At 65.2% G+C, this 16,530-nt stretch carries 14 protein-coding genes, 1 other RNA gene and 2 pseudogenes; 6 read left to right on the forward strand and 11 right to left on the reverse strand.

Annotated elements, in window-relative coordinates:
- Positions 1-99: 99 nt before the first annotated feature.
- From ACQ858_RS04875 to gyrA, 11 genes and pseudogenes are all read right to left on the reverse strand, one after another.
- Positions 100-441, reverse strand: a complete 342-nt coding sequence (locus tag ACQ858_RS04875) for a ComEA family DNA-binding protein (protein WP_431275669.1) — start codon at positions 439-441, stop codon at positions 100-102.
- Positions 442-562: 121 nt separating this feature from the next.
- Positions 563-1,747 (reverse strand): lipopolysaccharide assembly protein LapB, encoded by a 1,185-nt coding sequence (lapB, locus tag ACQ858_RS04880; RefSeq protein ID WP_431275670.1) that lies wholly within the window; start codon positions 1,745-1,747, stop codon positions 563-565.
- A pseudogene (locus ACQ858_RS04885) lies at positions 1,737-2,056 on the reverse strand (LapA family protein). Before ACQ858_RS04885 ends, lapB begins: the two are co-directional and overlap by 11 nt.
- Before the next feature lie 67 nt (positions 2,057-2,123).
- Positions 2,124-2,441, reverse strand: coding sequence for an integration host factor subunit beta (locus ACQ858_RS04890; RefSeq protein WP_431275671.1), 318 nt, complete (start codon positions 2,439-2,441; stop codon positions 2,124-2,126).
- A gap of 65 nt (positions 2,442-2,506) precedes the next feature.
- A complete protein-coding gene (gene rpsA / locus ACQ858_RS04895) occupies positions 2,507-4,195 on the reverse strand; it encodes a 30S ribosomal protein S1 (RefSeq protein ID WP_431275672.1) in 1,689 nt (562 codons plus the stop codon).
- 159 nt (positions 4,196-4,354) lie between these two features.
- The gene (locus ACQ858_RS04900; protein ID WP_431275673.1) at positions 4,355-6,349 is read right to left on the reverse strand and encodes a bifunctional 3-phosphoshikimate 1-carboxyvinyltransferase/cytidylate kinase; all 1,995 of its coding nucleotides are present in this window, start codon (positions 6,347-6,349) and stop codon (positions 4,355-4,357) included.
- Positions 6,350-6,364: 15 nt separating this feature from the next.
- Positions 6,365-7,243, reverse strand: coding sequence for a prephenate dehydrogenase (locus tag ACQ858_RS04905; protein WP_431275674.1), 879 nt, complete (start codon positions 7,241-7,243; stop codon positions 6,365-6,367).
- Positions 7,244-7,254: 11 nt separating this feature from the next.
- Positions 7,255-8,370: a prephenate dehydratase gene (pheA, locus tag ACQ858_RS04910; protein ID WP_431275675.1), complete on the reverse strand. Its 1,116-nt coding sequence runs from the start codon at positions 8,368-8,370 to the stop codon at positions 7,255-7,257.
- A gap of 20 nt (positions 8,371-8,390) precedes the next feature.
- A complete protein-coding gene (gene serC, locus ACQ858_RS04915; protein WP_431276785.1) occupies positions 8,391-9,458 on the reverse strand; it encodes a 3-phosphoserine/phosphohydroxythreonine transaminase in 1,068 nt (355 codons plus the stop codon).
- Between the two features lie 50 nt (positions 9,459-9,508).
- The gene (locus tag ACQ858_RS04920) at positions 9,509-10,045 is read right to left on the reverse strand and encodes a DUF2059 domain-containing protein (protein WP_431275676.1); all 537 of its coding nucleotides are present in this window, start codon (positions 10,043-10,045) and stop codon (positions 9,509-9,511) included.
- Positions 10,046-10,097: 52 nt separating this feature from the next.
- A pseudogene (gene gyrA / locus ACQ858_RS04925) lies at positions 10,098-12,747 on the reverse strand (DNA gyrase subunit A).
- A 224-nt stretch (positions 12,748-12,971) separates the two neighbouring features.
- On the opposite strand from gyrA, the gene ompA reads away from it, so the two are divergent.
- The 6 genes from ompA (at position 12,972) to ACQ858_RS04955 (ending at position 16,523) form a co-directional block, all read left to right on the forward strand.
- Positions 12,972-13,619, forward strand: coding sequence for an outer membrane protein OmpA (ompA, locus tag ACQ858_RS04930; protein ID WP_088956155.1), 648 nt, complete (start codon positions 12,972-12,974; stop codon positions 13,617-13,619).
- A gap of 138 nt (positions 13,620-13,757) precedes the next feature.
- Positions 13,758-14,477 (forward strand): bifunctional 2-polyprenyl-6-hydroxyphenol methylase/3-demethylubiquinol 3-O-methyltransferase UbiG, encoded by a 720-nt coding sequence (gene ubiG, locus ACQ858_RS04935; RefSeq protein ID WP_431276786.1) that lies wholly within the window; start codon positions 13,758-13,760, stop codon positions 14,475-14,477.
- The gene (gph, locus tag ACQ858_RS04940; RefSeq protein ID WP_431275677.1) at positions 14,477-15,145 is read left to right on the forward strand and encodes a phosphoglycolate phosphatase; all 669 of its coding nucleotides are present in this window, start codon (positions 14,477-14,479) and stop codon (positions 15,143-15,145) included. Before ubiG ends, gph begins: the two co-directional genes overlap by 1 nt.
- A 13-nt stretch (positions 15,146-15,158) precedes the next feature.
- Positions 15,159-15,544, forward strand: a transfer-messenger RNA (tmRNA) gene (gene ssrA, locus ACQ858_RS04945).
- A gap of 50 nt (positions 15,545-15,594) precedes the next feature.
- Positions 15,595-15,765 (forward strand): hypothetical protein, encoded by a 171-nt coding sequence (locus ACQ858_RS04950; protein ID WP_431276953.1) that lies wholly within the window; start codon positions 15,595-15,597, stop codon positions 15,763-15,765.
- Complete coding sequence (locus ACQ858_RS04955; protein ID WP_431275678.1) at positions 15,765-16,523, forward strand: pseudouridine synthase; 759 nt, start codon at positions 15,765-15,767, stop codon at positions 16,521-16,523. Before ACQ858_RS04950 ends, ACQ858_RS04955 begins: the two co-directional genes overlap by 1 nt.
- Positions 16,524-16,530 lie beyond the last annotated feature (7 nt).

Here is a 16,530-nt window from a genome sequence, read left to right on the forward strand (position 1 = left end):
TATCAATCCCATTTCAATCCATGTGGTGTCTCCCGACGCAGAAAGGCCGCCCGAGGGCGGCCTTCCGTTGGACGCATCCGTTGTGCGCGGCGCCGAAGCTCAGGGCTTTGCCGGAGCCTTCGGCGCTGCTGCCGGCGCGGCCTTCTTCGCATCGTTCCTGGTGACCGGTGCGGAAGCGCTGTAGGTTTGCCCGTTGACCGTGAGGCCTTCGCCCGAGAGCTTGGTGGCGGACTTGTCCTTCACGCCCTTGACCCGGTGCATGAAGTCGGCCCAGTCCTTGAACTCGCCCTGCTTGCGGGCTTCGATGATGCGCTTGGAAAGTGCGGGTCCGACGCCCTTCAGGCTGTCGAGTTCGGCCTCGGTGGCCTTGTTGGCATCGACCGCAGCCCAGGAGGCGACGGCAAACAGCATGGCCGTGGCGGCCAGGATCTTCTTGAACATGATTGACTAACTCCCTGACATTGTTGTGTGAGGAACGCGGAGCGTTCCACCGCTCGTAGAGTGCGCGCGGCGATCACATGATAGCGGGGAGGGGCGGCAGCCCCGTGCGGGCTGCCGTCGATCAGAGCTCTTCGACGCGACGGGGCGGATAGCTGTCCCACGCCTGGCAACCGGGGCAGTGCCAGAAGTACTGGTGCGCCTCGAATCCGCATGCAGCGCAGCGATAGCGCATGAGGGGGCGCGTCGCCTGGTCCAGGGAACGCTGCACCTGCGGATGGAACTGCTCGTGCTCGAAGCGCTCGCCGGCGAGCCATCGCGATGCGGCCACCAGCGAGGGCTGGCGTGCCAGGTGTGCGATGTAGCCGTCGCGCGGCTCGGGTGCCGGTACGTCGGCCGAGCGTGCGTCATCCGGCAATGCAGGCGTACCACCGAGCGCGATGATGGCTTCGAGCACATCGATCGACGGCGAGGCAACGTACCGCCTCTGCAGCAGGGCCAGTGCCTCGCCGGAACGCTGCGATGCCACGGCGGCCTGCTGGAGCATCGCGGCATACAACGGCAGCGCAAGCGGTGCGCGCTCGCTGAGCGCCTTGAGCGTATCGAAGGCCGCCGCCGGATCGCCATTGCGCAGCTGCAGCGTCGCCGTGTCGATCGCGGGGCGTGGCGCGTTCGGCGCGAGCGCCACCGCCTGGCGAAGCAGTTGCGCCGCGCCGTCGAAGTCTGCGGCCGCGACGCGCTCGGCGGCTTGTTCGCAGAGATGGTGGGCACGGCGCGCGCCGTAGCTGGCCTGTTCCGACTCGTCGAGCTTCTGTGCCACGTCCTCCGCCTGGGCCCATTCGCGCGAACGCTCGTAGATGGCGAGAAGCGAGAGCCGGGCTTCGTTCTCGTAGCGCGTGCCTTCGAGTTTCTGCAGCGCAGCTTCGGCGCGATCGAGCAGCCCCGCGCGCAGGAAGTCCTGTGCGAGCGCATGCTGCGCGCGGTCGCGATCGGCGCGGCTCAGGTCACCGCGTCCGAGCAGGTGCTCGTGCACGCGGACCGCACGTTGGTATTCGCCGCGGCGCCGGAACAGGTTGCCGAGCGCGAAGTGCAGCTCCTGCGTGTCCGCGTCGTTCTGCACGGCTTCGATGAAGGCGTCGATGGCCTGATCCTGCTGCTCGTTCAGGAGGAAGTTCAGGCCGCGAAAGTAGGCCTTCGGCGCCTGCCGATTCTCGATCTTGAGCTGCCGAAGGTCGAAGCGCGATGCGAGCCAGCCGAGGACGAAGGCGATAGGGAGGCCAAGGAGCAGCCAGCTGAGGTCAAAGTCCATGTTGGCGTACGGCGGGCAGGTCAGCGGCGGAAACGGTGGCGGTGGGCGTGACTGGCGGTGCGGCTGGAGGAACCACGGGGGCGGGCGATTGCTGTGCCGCCGCGCTGCGATGCTTCCACCATCCCGGCAGCATGCCGAGGGCGCCGACCACCATGCCTCCCGCGAACGCGGCCAGCACCACCAGCACCAGCGGGGCACGCCAGGAGGTCCCGAAGAAGAAATACACCGTCGCATCGTGCTGGTTGTTCAGCGCGAAGGCGAAGAGGGTAAAAAAATGGCTGCCTTCAGCAGCCACAGGAGATATTTCATGCGCTTCCCCGTTGGCGGGGAATTCTATGCCTGCATGTCGGTGGACCCGCAGGGTGCGTGCTTCGCGTTATGCGCGCCTCTTCTTCTCGGCGTCGAGTTCGGCGCTGCGCGCGTCGACCGCTTCCCGCAAGGCCTTGCCGGGCTTGAAGTGCGGCACCCGCTTCTCCGGAATCTGCACGCTTTCGCCCGAACGCGGGTTGCGTCCGATGCGGGGAGGGCGCCGGTTCACGGTGAAGCTGCCGAAGCCCCGGATCTCGATGCGGTGTCCGCGCACGAGCGCATCGCTCATCGCGTCGAGGATGGTCTTGACGGCGTATTCGGCATCGCGGTGCGTCAGTTGCGCAAAGCGTGCGGCGAGTTCTTCGACAAGATCGGATCGGGTCATGGCAGAAAACGTGAAGACGAAAAAGACAGAGCGGCCCGAAGGCCTGCCCTGTCCCCGGACTCAGCTTACTTGTCGCTGCTGCTGTCCAGCTTGGCGCGCAGCAGGGCGCCCAGGCTGGTCGTGCCGGCGTTTTCACGCGCGGCTTGCTGGCTCAGGTTGGCCATGGCTTCCTGCTGGTCGGCCATGTCCTTCTGCTTGATCGACAGCTGGATGTTGCGGGTCTTGCGATCCACATTGACCACCACGGCCGTGACTTCGTCGCCTTCCTTGAGCACGTTGCGGGCATCTTCCACGCGATCGCGGGAGATTTCGCTGGCGCGCAGGTAGCCGACGATGTCTTCACCGAGGTCGATCTCGGCGCCGCGCGGGTCGACGGTCTTGACCTTGCCGGTCACGATCTGGCCCTTGTCGTTCACCGTGGTGAACGTGGTGAACGGATCGCTGTCGAGTTGCTTGATGCCCAGGCTGATGCGCTCGCGGTCCACATCCACGGCCAGCACGATCGCTTCGACTTCCTGGCCCTTCTTGTAGTTGCGGACGGCGGTTTCACCCGGCTCGTTCCACGACAGGTCGGACAGGTGGACGAGGCCGTCGATGCCGGCAGCCAGACCCACGAACACGCCGAAGTCGGTGATCGACTTGATCGGGCCCTTGACGCGGTCGCCGCGCTTGGTGTTTTGCGCGAACTCTTGCCACGGGTTGGCCTTGCACTGCTTCATGCCGAGGCTGATGCGGCGCTTGTCTTCGTCGATCTCGAGGACCATGACTTCGACTTCGTCGCCCAGCGAGACGATCTTGTTCGGAGCGATGTTCTTGTTGGTCCAGTCCATCTCGGACACGTGCACCAGGCCTTCGATGCCCGGCTCGAGTTCGACGAACGCGCCGTAGTCGGCGATGTTCGTGACCTTGCCGAACAGGCGGGTGCCTTGCGGATAGCGGCGCGAAACGCCCATCCACGGGTCGTCGCCCATCTGCTTGAGACCCAGCGACACGCGGTTCTTCTCGGTGTCGAACTTGAGGATCTTGGCGGTGATTTCCTGGCCGGCCTGCACCACTTCGCTCGGGTGGCGGACACGGCGCCATGCCATGTCGGTGATGTGCAGCAGACCGTCGATGCCGCCGAGGTCGACGAACGCACCGTATTCGGTGATGTTCTTGACCACGCCGCGCACGATCGCGCCTTCCTTGAGCGTTTCCATCAACTTGGCGCGCTCTTCGCCCATGCTGGCTTCGACCACGGCGCGGCGCGAGAGCACCACGTTGTTGCGCTTGCGGTCGAGCTTGATGACCTTGAATTCGAGGGTCTTGTTCTCGTAGGGGGTCAGGTCCTTGATCGGACGGGTGTCGATCAGCGAACCCGGCAGGAAGGCGCGGATGCCGTTGACCAGCACCGTGAGGCCGCCCTTGACCTTGCCGCTCGTCGTGCCGGTGACGAAGTCGCCGGATTCGAGGGCCTTCTCCAGGGCGAGCCACGAAGCGAGGCGCTTGGCGGTGTCGCGCGAGAGGATGGTGTCGCCGTAGCCGTTCTCGACGCTGCCGATGGCGACGGAGACGAAATCGCCGGCCTGGACTTCGAGTTCACCCTTGTCGTTCTTGAACTCCTCGATCGGCACGTAGGCTTCGGACTTGAGGCCTGCGTTGACCACGACGTGGTTGTGTTCGACACGCACGACTTCGGCGGTGATGACCTCGCCGGCGCGCATTTCGGAGCGCTTCAGGGATTCTTCGAATAGGTCGGCAAAAGATTCAGACATTGTGTGTTCCTTCCGTCACGCAGGGTTTGCAGACGCACCATTGCGGCTGGCTTGGGTCTGGAGACGGCGGTTGGTTGGGCTTGAGGCCCGGTTGGGGTTGAACAACCAGCAGGCCGGTGCGCTGGCGCGCGGTGGGGACCTGCTGGACCGAAACGCCGTTCAAGAAGACTTGAACGGCTGTATTTCCTGCCACCAGTGCAAGACCTCCCTGACCGATTGCTCGACCGTTTGATGGGAGTTGTCCAGGAGGCGGGCGTCCTGCGCGGGCTTCAAAGGTGCGACGCTGCGGGATGAGTCCCGAAGATCGCGCGCTTCCAAGTCAGCACGAAGACTGTCAAGTGTAGTGGAAATTCCCTTTGAAATCAATTGCTTATGGCGCCGCTCGGCCCGGTGGGCGGCGCTCGCGGTCAGGTAGACCTTGAGCCTGGCATCCGGAAAGATCACGGTGCCCATATCCCGGCCGTCCGCGACCAGCCCCGGCAGCTTGCGGAAGCTGCGCTGCAGGTCGATCAGCGCGTTGCGCACCGCGGGAAGCGTCGATACGCGCGATGCGTCCATGCCGGCGGCTTCGGTGCGAATGGCGTCGCTGACATCCTCGCCGGCGAGCAGGACCTTGCCCTCACTGAAGGTCAGCGGCAGCGCAGCGGCGATCTCCGCGATCCGGGCTTCGTGGGTCATGTCCGGTGCGAGGCCGGCACGCCGGACTGCAATGCCTGTGACGCGGTAGAGCGAGCCCGAATCGAGGTAGTGGTAGCCGAGCCGGAGCGCCACTTCGATCGTCAGGGTGCCCTTGCCCGACGCGGTCGGGCCGTCGATGCAGATGACGGGAATCTCGCCGGCCTGCGCCACCGAAAACAGCGTCTCGAAATAGTCGGGGAAGGTCTTCGCGACGCAGTGCGGCTCGAGAATCCGCACGGGCTTGCCGTCCGGATTGAAGGCCGCGAGCGAGAAGCACATGGCGACCCGATGGTCGTCGTAGGTGCGAATGCTGGCCGGTTTCCAGGCGCCCGCAGGCAGCGGGTGGACGCGGATGAAGTCCGGCCCGGCTTCGACGGTTGCGCCCAGCTTGCCGAGCTCGTTCGCCATGGCGTCGATGCGGTCGGTTTCCTTCACGCGCCAGCTCGCGATGTTGCGCAGGGTGCTCGGCCCGTCGGCGTAGAGCGCCATCACGGCCAGCGTCATGGCCGCATCGGGGATGTGGTTGGCGTCGATGTCGATCGCTTTGAGCGGCCACGCATCGCGGGAAATGAAAAGCCAGTTGGGGCCGCTGTCCACGCGGGCGCCCATCTGCCGCGCGGCGTCGATGAAACGAATGTCGCCCTGGATCGATTCCGCGCCGACGCCTTCGATCCGGATGCCCGACCTGTTGGCGATCGCGCCAAGCGCGATGAAGTAGCTGGCCGACGAGGCGTCGGCCTCGACGTGGATCTCGCCGGGTGAGCGGTACCGGCTGCCGGCCGGAATTGTGAAGCGCTGCCAGCCGTCGCGCCGCACCTCGATGCCGAAGCGCGCTAGCAGGTTGAGCGTGATTTCGATGTAGGGCTTCGAGATCAGCTCGCCGACCACGTCGATCACGATGTCACGCCGGGCTGCGAGCGGAAGCGCCAGCAGCAACGCCGTCAGAAACTGGCTCGACACGTCGCCGCGCACGCGGATCGGCGTGTCGAGCTGGAGGGCGTCGATTGCGACCGGGTGGATCGCCAGCGGCGGATAGCCCGGGTTGCCGAGGTAGTCGATGCGGCAGCCGAGCTGGGTCAATGCGTCGACGAGGTCGCCAATCGGTCGTTCGTGCATCCGCGGCACGCCCTTGAGCTCGAATTCGCCGCCGAGAAGCGACAGCGCGGCGGTCAGCGGACGCATGGCGGTGCCGGCGTTGCCGAGGAACAGCGAGGCCTGGGTGGCCCGCAGCGCCCCGCCGAGTCCTTCGAGCTTCACGGTCGTGCCATCGCGCTCGATGACGCAGCCAAGGGCCGCCAAGGCGTCCAGCATGACCCGCGTGTCGTCCGAGTCGAGCAGGTCGTGGATCGTGGTGGTACCGCTCGCGAGCGCGGCCAGCAGCAGCACGCGGTTGGAGATGCTCTTCGATCCCGGCAACTGGACGGTGCCGGATGCCCCGGTGAGCGCTGGAAGATCCAGGAATGGTGTGGCGTACATGTCAATGGGCCGCCATCATTCGGGCGAAGCTGTCGCGGCAGGCTGCCATCGGGCGCGCAGCTGACTCACCGCGGCGATGGCACTTTCGAGCGCCTGCGCGTCACTTGATGCCACCAGTGCCTCGAACTGACGGAGCGCTTCTCGGAAGGCCTGCGACTGGAGCAGAACCTTCTCCCGATTCGCGATGAGGATGTCGCGCCACACGGCCGGGTCGCTGGCCGCGATGCGCGTGAAGTCGCGAAATCCGGGGCCGGCCATTTCCAGGAAGCGCTCGCCCTGCGGCTGCGAGACGATGCCGTTCGTGAAGGCAAAGGCGATGAGGTGGGGGAGGTGGCTGACAGCCGCGAAGATGGTGTCGTGCTCGTCCGGCGTCATGGTGCTGACCTTGGCACCGATGCCGCTCCAGACCTGGGTGGCGCGCTGAACGTTCGAGCGCAGCGTGGTCTTGATCGGCGTGAGCACGACCTGTTTCCCGGTGTAGAGGCCGGCATCGGCGTGCTCGACGCCAGCGACCTCCTTGCCGGCGATCGGATGGGCAGGCACGAACGATGCCAATTGGTCCTGCAAACCGCGACGGGCGGCCTCGATCACGTCGCCCTTGGTCGAGCCCACGTCCATCACGAGCATCTGTTCGGTGATGCCGTGGCGGATCGCCTTGAACGTCTGCTCGGACGCGCCCACGGGCACCGCGATCAGCACCAGGTCGGCGCCCGACACCGCGAGCAGGGCGGACGGCGCCGCGACGTCGATCACCCCGAGCTGCTTGGCGCGCTCCGTCGTCGAAGGCGACTTGCTGTAGCCGACGACCCGCTTCACGAGCTTCGCCCGCTTGAGCGCGAGCGCGAAGGAGCCGCCCATGAGGCCGCAGCCGATCAGGCCCAGTTGTTCAAACATCGTCCGTGGCCTCAGGAATTGACCGGGTAGGCGCCGATGACCTTGTAGAACGCGCAGAGCTTGCGCAGTTCGGTCAGCGCGGCCGCAACGTTGGGTTGGGTGGGATGGCCGTCGAGGTCGATGTAGAAGTAGTACTCCCACTGTCCGGTACGCGCGGGCCGTGATTCGAACCGGGTCATCGAGACGTTGTTGGTCTTCAGCGGCACCAGCAGGTCGTGCACGGCGCCGGGGCGGTTGGGCACCGAGACGACCAGGCTGGTGCAGTCCTTGCCCGTTGCCGGCGGCATGGCCAGCGTCTGCGGCAGGCAGATGACGGCGAAGCGGGTGCGGTTGTAGGAGTCGTCCTGGATCGCGTGGGAGACGATGTGCAGCCCGAAGCGCGTTGCGGCGCGCTCGCTTGCAAGACCTGCCCAGGCCGGGTTGCCTGCGGCCAGCCCGGCGCCTTCCGCGTTGCTGGAAACCGCCCGGCGCTCGGCGTTCGGCAGGTGCTTGGAAAGCCAGGTCTGGCACTGGGCAAGCGCTTGCGGGTGGGCCAGGACGGCCTCGATGCCCTCCAGCGAATTGATGGTGCGCAGCAGGTGGTGGCGCACGAGAAGGCTGACTTCTCCGACTACATGGGTGGGCGAGTGCAGGAAAAGGTCCAGCGATCGTGCGACCACGCCCTCGGTGGAGTTCTCGACCCCGACGACGCCGTACTGAGCGCTGCCGGCGGCGGTCGCGTGGAAGACCTCATCGAAGCTGGCGCAGTAGATCAGGTCGGCCGCGCCGCCGAAGTACTCGATGGCGGCCTGCTCGCAGAAGGTGCCCTCCGGGCCCAGCACCGCGACCCGCTGGGGCGATTCCAATGCCGGGCAGGCCGACATGATCTCGCGCCAGATCGCGGCGACATGCTGCGACTTGAGCGGGCCCTGGTTGGTCTGCTGCATCTTCTCGATCACCTGGGCGACGCGATCGGGACGGAAAAAGGGGGTGCCTTCGCGCTTCTTGACCTCGCCGACCTGCTCGGCGACGTGGGCGCGGCGGTTCAGGAGGTCGAGAAGCTGCTGGTCGAGCGAGTCGATCTGCACGCGCAGATCGGCGAGGGAGGCGTTGTCAGGGTGCTGGGGCTGTGGGGCGGGTGCGGTCATCGGTCGGGTGCACATGCCGTCTAGGCATGCGACCGCTCGAATTCTCGCATGTAGCTCACCAGGGCCTGCACCCCGGCCAGCGGCATCGCGTTGTAGATGCTGGCCCGCATGCCGCCCACGGACTTGTGTCCCTTGAGTTGCAGGAGACCCGCCTCGCGTGCGCCCACCAGGAAGGCATCGTTGCGGCTTTCGTCGCGCAGGAAGAACGGCACGTTCATCCTCGAGCGGCAGGTTGGGTCGACCTTGTTGACGTAGAAGGACGAAGCATCGATGAAGTCGTACAGCAGTCGAGCCTTCGCGATGTTGCGCGCCTCCATGGCGGCGATGCCCGTGAGTTCGCCCTCGGTCTGCTCGCGCAGCCACTGGAAGGTCAGTCCGGCGATGTAAATGCCCCAGGTCGGCGGCGTGTTGTACATCGAGCGGTTTTCGGCCACGGTCTTGTAGTTGAAGGCACTCGGGCAGATGTCGAGCGCATGGCCCAGCAGGTCGTCGCGGACGATCACGATCGTCAGGCCGGCCGGCCCCAGGTTCTTCTGTGCGCCGCCGAAGGCGAGGCCGACGCGCCGCCAATCGACCGGGCGCGACGCCACGTGCGAGGAGAAATCGATGACCAGGGGCGCCTTGCTGCCGAGGGCGGCGAGGTCCGGAAGCTCCTGGAACTCGACGCCGTTGATCGTCTCGTTGGAGCAGACGTGCACGTAGGAAGCGTCATCGGACAGCGACCACGATGCCGGGTCGGGCAGTCGCGTGTGCTGGTCCGCCGCATTGGTGGCGGCGATGTTCGCCTTGCAGTAGCGCTGGGCTTCCTTGTGGGACTTGGTGCTCCAGCTGCCGGTGATGATGAAATCCGCGCTGGTTCCGCGCGAGAGGTTCATCGGGACGATCGCGTTCTCGCCGAGTCCGCCGCCCTGCATGAACAGGATGTGGAAGTTCTCCGGCACCGCGAGGAGGAAGCGCAGGTCCGCTTCAGCCCGCGTGCAGATCGCGCCGAACTCCTTGCCGCGATGGCTCATCTCCATCACGCCCATGCCGCTGCCCTGCCAGTCGAGCATCTCCGAAGCGGCGCGTTGCAGCACCGCGTCCGGCATTGCGGCCGGACCGGCAGAGAAGTTGTAGGGGCGCGGACTCGTCGGCCGCGTCACTTCTTGGCAGGCGCCTTCGCGGGCGCAGCCTTCGGTGCTGCCGCGCCGCCGCCAGCCTGAGGATTGGTCGGGGCGCCCAGCGCCTTGGCGACGCTGCTGTCGAGCGCAACCATCTTCGGTTCGATGGTCGCGCGGGTCTCGGCCACCAGCTTTTCAGTGAGCGCCTGCTGCAGCTTGGGATTGAGGTCCTGGTACTTCTTGCTCAGCGGCGAGCTGATCCAGGCCAGAAGCTGCTTCAGCTCATCTTCGCTGAAGTTCTGCTCCATGATCGGGCCCAGAGCGCCTGGTGCGAGTTGCACCGCCTTGTCGCGCACGATCGGGTAGGCGTCGTCGAAGTACTTCTTGAGCTCGGCATCGGCGGCCTTGGCAGCGGCTTCGCGCTTCTCCGCCGGAACCTGCGTCTGGAGGTACTGCGAGCCGGCGGCGGCGATCGGCGCGCTCGACTGCTCGACGAGGCCGCGCGCCAGGGATTCGATGCCGGGGCGCTGCAGATCGATGAACTGCTTGACCAGCGCGGCCTTGTCCTGGGCCATGGCGAGCGAGCTTGCGCCGAGCGCGACCGTCAGGAGCGCGAGTTTGACTTTTTCACTGAGGATTCTCCGTTGAAGATGTTGAGGAAGTGTCGTCGGCGCCGGACTCGTTCTCGACGTTGGCGTCATTCTCGACGATGCGCTGCAGCCCGCTGAGCTTGGCGCCTTCGTCGAGCCCGATCAGCGTGACGCCCTGCGTCGCGCGACCGAGTTCACGAATCTCGGCGACGCGGGTGCGCACCAGCACGCCCTTGTCGGTGATGAGCATGATCTCGTCATCGGTGTGAACGAGGGTCGCCGCAACCACCTTGCCGTTACGTTCACTCTGTTGAATGGCAATCATGCCTTTGGTTCCGCGGCCATGGCGCGTGTACTCGGTAATGCTTGTCCTTTTTCCGTAACCGTTCTCCGTGGCGGTGAGGACGCTCTGTTGCTCGTCTTCCGCGACGAGCATCGCGATCACGCCTTGGCCGTCTTCGAGGGTCATGCCGCGCACGCCGCGGGCATTGCGACCCATGGGCCTCACGTCGTTCTCGTCGAAGCGCACCGCCTTGCCGCCATCGGAGAAAAGCATGACGTCGTGCGCGCCGTCGGTCAGCGCGGCGCCGATCAGGTAGTCGCCCGGATCGAGGTCGACCGCGATGATGCCGGCCTTGCGCGGGTTGCTGAATTCATCGAGCGCCGTCTTCTTCACGGTGCCCATGGACGTCGCCATGAACACGTACTGGTTGGCAGGGAAGGTGCGTTTCTCGCCGGTGAGCGGCAGGACGACGTTGATCTTTTCGCCTTCCTGCAGCGGGAACATGTTGACGATCGGACGCCCGCGCGAGCCGCGTGAACCGGCCGGGACTTCCCACACCTTGAGCCAATAGAGCCGGCCACGATTGGAGAAGCACAGGATGTAGTCGTGCGTGTTCGCGATGAAGAGCTGGTCGATCCAGTCGTCTTCCTTGGTTGTCGTCGCCTGCTTGCCCCGTCCTCCGCGCTTCTGGGCGCGGTATTCGCTCAGCGGCTGGCTCTTGATGTAGCCGCTGTGGGACAGCGTGACCACCATGTCGGTCGGCGTGATCAGGTCCTCGGTCGACAGGTCGAAGGCGCTGTGTTCGATCTGGCTGCGGCGCACGCCCAGCTTGCTCTGGCCGAACTCCTGCTTGATCGAGGTGAGTTCGTCCCCAATGATGATCGAGACGCGCTCGGGCTTGGCCAGGATGTCGAGCAGGTCGTCGATCTCGGCCATGACGTCCTTGTATTCGGCGACGATCTTGTCCTGCTCGAGGCCGGTCAGGCGCTGGAGGCGCATCTGCAGGATTTCCTGCGCCTGCGTTTCCGACAGCTTGTAGAGCCCGTCGGCGGAAAGGCCGAACTCGCGGTCCAGGCCGTCCGGGCGATAGTCGTCGGCGTTGACCACGCCGCCGTCGGCGCGCGTGCGGGTGAGCATTTCGCGCACCAGCTTGCTGTCCCAGGCGCGATTCATGAGCTCGGCCTTCGCCACCGGCGGTGTTGGTGCATTGCGGATGATCGCGATGAACTCGTCGATGTTGGCCAGGGCGACGGCCAGTGCCCTCGAGCACGTGTCCGCGTTCGCGGGCCTTGCGCAGCGTGAAGATGGTGCGTCGCGTCACGACCTCGCGGCGGTGCTGCAGGAAGACCTCGATCAGGTCCTTCAGGTTGCACAGCTTCGGCTGGCCGTCGACCAGCGCCACCATGTTGATGCCGAAGGTGTCCTGAAGCTGCGTCTGCTTGTAGAGGTTGTTCAGCACGACCTCGGGCACCTCGCCGCGCTTCAGCTCGATCACCAGGCGCATGCCCGACTTGTCGGATTCGTCCTGGATGTGGCTGATGCCTTCGATCTTCTTCTCGTGCACGAGCTCGGCCATGCGCTCCTGCAGCGTCTTCTTGTTGACCTGGTAGGGCAGCTCGTCGACGATGATCGCCTGCCGCTGGCCGCGATCGATCTCCTCGAAGTGGCACTTGGCCCGCATCACCACCTTGCCGCGGCCGGTGCGGTAGCCCTCCTTGATGCCGTTGATGCCGTAAATGATCCCGGCGGTCGGGAAATCCGGGGCCGGGACGATCTCCATGAGATCGTCGATGCTGGCATCCGGGCGGCGCAGGAGGTGGAGGCAGGCGTCCACCACCTCGTTGAGGTTGTGCGGGGGGATATTGGTCGCCATGCCGACCGCGATGCCGCCCGCGCCATTGACCAGAAGATTCGGCAGTTTGCTCGGTAATACCAAGGGCTCTTTTTCGGAGCCGTCGTAATTCGGGCCGAAATCGACGGTTTCCTTGTCGATATCGGCGAGCATTTCATGCGCAATTTTTGCCAGACGGATCTCGGTATATCGCATGGCTGCCGCCATATCGCCATCCACCGATCCGAAATTTCCCTGTCCGTCAACCAGCATGTGGCGCATGGAGAAGTTCTGCGCCAATCGGACGATCGTGTCGTAGACCGATTGATCGCCGTGCGGGTGATACTTGCCGATCACGTCGCCCACAATGCGCGCCGACTTCTTATAGGGGCGGTTCCAGTCGTTGTTGAGTTCGTGCATTGCATACAACACACGGCGATGCACTGGCTTGAGGCCGTCCCGGGCGTCGGGAAGGGCGCGTCCCACGATCACGCTCATCGCGTAATCGAGATAGCTGCGACGCATCTCCTCTTCGAGGCTGATGGGGAGAGTTTCTTTGGCGAACGAGGTCATGAACGGCGGGCTGACGGCAAGGAGGCGAAATTTTACGCTGTCGAGGGTGTCGCACCGCCGCAACACAAGGTGGCTATTCCGCCTCCGTCCTGCGCTTCAGGGGCGTCTGTCGGGCTGTTTGCGAAAGACCCTATGGCACAATCGCCTCAACGTTTTGGGTGGTGGTCACTTAAAGCGTCCTTGATTCGCAGCGCGGCTGCGGCTTTTTCCCCAAGAGGAGAACCATGAAGAAACTGAATAAAGTGGCGATGATGTTTGCAGTCGCTGCGCTCGCCACTGCCGCCGGCGCGCAGAACCGTGTCACCGCCGCGAACGGTGGTCCGGCGATCGACAACTGGCAAAACGGCACCGGCGAACTGGTTTGGAAGAACGGCACCAACGAACTCTGCTGGCGCGATGCCAACTGGACGCCGGCAACCGCCGCCGCTGGCTGCGATGGCGCCCTCGTGCCGCCGGCACCGGCTGCTGCAGCTCCCGCTCCGGCTCCGGCACCTGTTCCGCCGGCCGTGGCTGCTTCGAAGGTGACCTTCGCGGCTGACGCCTTCTTCGACTTCGACAAGTACGTGCTCAAGCCGGAAGGCCGCGCCAAGCTGGACGATCTCGTCTCGAAGATCAAGGACGTGAACCTCGAAGTGATCATCGCGGTTGGCCACACCGACTGGATCGGCACGAAGGAATACAACCAGAAGCTGTCGGTTCGCCGTGCTGAAGCCGTCAAGGCCTACTTGGTGTCGAAGGGCATCGAAAAGAACCGCGTCTACACCGAAGGCAAGGGCAAGACCCAGCCGATCGCTGACAACCGCACCGCCGAAGGCCGCGCCAAGAACCGTCGCGTGGAAATCGAAGTGGTGGGTACCCGCCCCAACAAGTGATTCTCCCGAGTCACTGATGAAACCCCGCCTCGGCGGGGTTTTTTATGGCCGGACGCGGCGCGCAATGCGCTTCGCAGTCGACCCAGTTCGATGGGCCGAGGGCCGAGGGCCGAATTCGACCCGATTCATAATCAACACATGACCGATACCGTGAATGCCGATCCGGCCGAGCTCGCCAAATTCTCAGAGCTGGCGCACCGTTGGTGGGATGTCGAAAGCGAATTCCGACCGCTGCACGAAATCAACCCGTTGCGACTCGAGTGGATCGACGGCATCGCGCCGATTGCCGGACGCAAGGTGCTCGACGTCGGCTGCGGCGGCGGGATCCTGGCGGACTCGATGGCGCGCAAGGGCGCGGAGGTGCTGGGCATCGATCTGGCCGAAAAGGCGCTCAAGGTGGCTCAGCTCCACGCGCTGGAGGCCGGCACCCGAGGCGTGAAGTACCGTGCCGTCAGTGCCGAGGCGCTTGCTGCCGAACAGCCCGGGAGCTTCGATGTCGTGACCTGCATGGAGATGCTTGAGCACGTGCCGCAACCGGCGTCGGTTGTCAAGGCTTGCGCCGATTTGGTCAAGCCGGGCGGGTGGGTGTTCTTCTCGACCATCCATCGCAATCTCAAGTCGTTCCTGTTCGCCATCGTCGGCGCCGAATACGTGCTCGGGCTTCTGCCCCGCGGAACGCACGAATACCAGAAGCTGATCCGTCCGAGCGAACTCGCCGCCTACTGCCGGGCCGCCGGACTCGACCTCCGCCAGACGCGTGGCATGGAGCACAACCCTCTCACAAGGCGCTACTGGCTCAGCGACAACACCAGCGTGAACTACATGATCGCCACGCAGAAGCCGGCGCAGGGGGAATGATGGGCGGGCGGGACACGCTGGCCGTCCTGTTCGACCTGGATGGCACGTTGATCGACAGTGCCCCCGACCTCGGCGCGGCGGCCGACCAGATGCGCGTCGCCAGAGGGCTTGCATCCTTGCCGCTGGAGCGCTATCGCCCGATGGCCGGGGCCGGCGCGCGGGGCATGCTGGGCGTCGCTTTCGGCATCGCGCCGGACGCCCCCGAATTTGCCCTCCTGCGCGAGGAGTTTTTTCTCAATTACGAAGCGCGGATGCTGCGCAATACGCAGGTCTTTTCCGGTGTCGCGGAGCTCGTGGATGCACTGTGCGAACGCGGGTTGAGATGGGGCGTGGTGACGAACAAGTCGGTGCGCTTCACCGATCCGCTCACGCGCGCCATTGCGCTGTTCGACACGGCCGGCGCCATCGTCAGCGGCGACACGACGCCCTACTCGAAGCCGCATCCGGAGCCGCTTTTCGAAGCGGCACGGCGGCTCGGCGTGGCGCCCGAAGCCTGTGTATACGTCGGTGACGACGAGCGCGACATCCTGGCGGGCCGGGCGGCCGGCATGAGGACGATCGCCGCCACCTACGGCTACATGGGCGAGCAGGCCGAGGTCGCGCGGTGGGACGCCGATGCGGCCATCGCATCGCCCCTTGAGCTCTTGAAACTACTCAATCAGCCCTAAAATACGAGTCCTTGGGGCTGCACTGGTTTCGACGTGGGTTCGGAATCGCAGCGGGGCATGTCGAGCTGAATGTGCTCGTTAAACAGATTCAAACAAACTAACTGCAAACGACGAACGTTTCGCACTCGCTGCTTAATTGCCAGTGAGCTTTGCAACAGCACGCCAACGGGCTGGGCAAGGGGGCTCGGAGCAATCTGACGCCTCCCGGCTGCAAAGTTAATCTACGTTGGCTGGCTTCGATCCGGGTACCTTGGATCGGGGCGAGAACCAAGGGTACTGGCGACCGGTGTAGCGTGCGACTGCGCGACACCGGTGGCGAGATCCAAAACAGACCGCTAAACATGTAGATCTGCGCGAAGAAGGCTTACGGACGGGGGTTCAAATCCCCCAGCTCCACCACTCAACGCAACCGGCGCCGATGGTCATCCATCGGCGCCGGTCCTTTTGACATGAGAGAACTTCGATGGAGCCCGGCGCTGCGCAACGCAGTCGGCGCTGTGCTCGTTCCCGCCGCTGCGGGGCATGCGGATGCCGCCTCGCGCGGCAAGCCGGTCGGCAACGACCGCTTCTACGGTGCGAATGATCCGCGTCGCAACACCGGACCGGCCCTGGGGCACTGATGCGCATCGACGAGATCCTTTACACGCAGGGCTTTGGAACGCGCCGGGTATGCGCCGGGCTCGTCCAGCAGGGATACGTCACCGTGGGTGGCGCTCCCGTCAGCGAACCCGCCGAGGAATTCGAGACCGCGGGGCTGCGATTCACGGTGCAGGGGACCGAGTGGGAGTACCACGAAAGGGCCTACCTGATGCTGCACAAGCCGGCCGGCACCGAGTGCTCCCAGAAGCCGTCCACCTATCCGAGCATCTATACGCTGCTGCCGTCGCCGCTGCGCCAGCGGCCGAACAAGGGTGCGGTGCAGGGGGTGCAGGCGATCGGCCGGCTGGACCAGGACACGACCGGGCTTCTGCTGCTCACCGACGACGGCCAGTTCATCCACCGCATGGGCTCGCCCAGGCACCACGTGCCGAAGGTGTACGAAGTCTCGACCAAGCACCGGGTCGATGACGGGCAGGTGCAGCGCCTGCTGGCCGGCGTGGTGCTCGATGACGATCCGAGGCCGGTGCGCGCCGCCGCCTGCGAGATCGCCGGGCCCCATCGCCTGAGCCTGACGCTCACCGAAGGCAAGTACCACCAGGTCAAGCGCATGCTGGCCGCCGTGGGAAATCGGGTCGAGGCGCTGCACCGGTCGCGCATTGGCATGCTGGCGCTCCCGGAGGACCTGGCGCCGGGTCAATGGCGCTGGCTTGACCTAGCGCAAGTCGAAGCCCTGCGAAACGCGCGCGCAAGTCAGCCAGCCGCGGGGGGCGATCGTTAAAATCCAG

Origin of the sequence: Variovorax ureilyticus (assembly GCF_050632185.1) — a bacterium.
GTDB classification, from domain to species: domain Bacteria; phylum Pseudomonadota; class Gammaproteobacteria; order Burkholderiales; family Burkholderiaceae_C; genus Variovorax; species Variovorax ureilyticus_A.